Origin of the sequence: Microcystis sp. LE19-10.1B (assembly GCF_027530565.1) — a bacterium.
In the GTDB taxonomy this organism is placed as follows: Bacteria; Cyanobacteriota; Cyanobacteriia; order Cyanobacteriales; family Microcystaceae; genus Microcystis; species Microcystis aeruginosa.
In genome coordinates, this window is sequence record NZ_JAPZQM010000081.1 from 1 (window position 1) to 1,007 (window position 1,007).

Here is a 1,007-nt window from a genome sequence, read left to right on the forward strand (position 1 = left end):
TTTTGAGAGAATCGTGCTTCAAAACCTTGCGTCTTCATCGGCCCGCGTCCTGTAGGGGCGAAGCATTCGGATAAAAAATCTACGGTTTCACCGATAGGTTATTGCCCGAATGCTTCGCCCGTACTTTTTCAGCAAACCCTATGTATTTGTAGAACCGATTTAGGTACGTTTTGTCCAGTATAGACCCACGAATCCGAGGAGAAGTAATCCAGTCGTCAGCGAAGGTTCTGGGACTGAAGCCACATTAGACCACTTAGCGGTAAAGCTGAAGTTATTAACATTAATGGGCTGTGGAAAAGTTAGTGTGAAGTCAAACTTGGAAAGCCCAGCGGTCAAGCCAGTACCCTGGGGATCGTTGAAAGTGATTACACCCCCCGGAAGCATCCTGTATTGCCATGTATATCGAATGAATTCTTCTTGTGTAATAAAGTTTTTGCAGACAATTACTACGGGATTGGTGTTGATATAAGTTGCATACTGGCCTGGTGGACAGGCATTGGGGACACTAACGGGATCTGGATTGAAAACAGCAGGATTGGTCAAACTAAAGGAAAAGCTTTTCGCGTTGCCAATGTCAACACCAGAAGGATTGAATGTACCTGAACCAGACGAAAGTGTGAAGGTTGTGCCATCAAACGCAAAAGAATGGCCGAGGGGATCCACACCGCTGGCACCCCCAGAAAACTCGATATCCCTAGCCTGTACGGACTGACCGAGTAAAACAGATGCCATAGCACATAACAATAGACGGTAATCAAGCATTTTCAGTCAACTCCCTTGAAACTTTACTCTAGATCAATTATGCAATCCATTTTAAGTGAAAATTATAAAATTGCTACCGACCGCAACACATTTTCGTAATTAGTCAGGTTCTTCGTTACTTGGTATGGTTCGATAGGGGGGCATAAATCGACTAAATCCTTATCTGGCAAGAGACTTAATTGATTAGTTCGCTCTAGAGCAAAAACAATTGACAAAAATCGCTAAATGCTTTTCTATATAAGGGT

At 43.4% G+C, this 1,007-nt stretch carries 2 protein-coding genes; both read right to left on the minus strand.

Going from position 1 to position 1,007, the window contains the following annotated elements; genetic code table 11:
* Window positions 1-159: 159 nt before the first annotated feature.
* A complete protein-coding gene (locus O9332_RS02850) occupies window positions 160-732 on the minus strand; it encodes a hypothetical protein (RefSeq protein WP_288023546.1) in 573 nt (190 codons plus the stop codon).
* A gap of 92 nt (window positions 733-824) precedes the next feature.
* Window positions 825-977 (minus strand): hypothetical protein, encoded by a 153-nt coding sequence (locus O9332_RS02855; RefSeq protein ID WP_288023547.1) that lies wholly within the window; start codon window positions 975-977, stop codon window positions 825-827.
* Window positions 978-1,007: the final 30 nt, after the last annotated feature.

Bases quoted from the DNA above. Each gene is read 5' to 3' on its own strand.
- O9332_RS02850 (WP_288023546.1), bottom strand. From the start codon at position 732: ATGGCATCTGTTTTACTCGGTCAGTCCGTACAGGCTAGGGATATCGAG.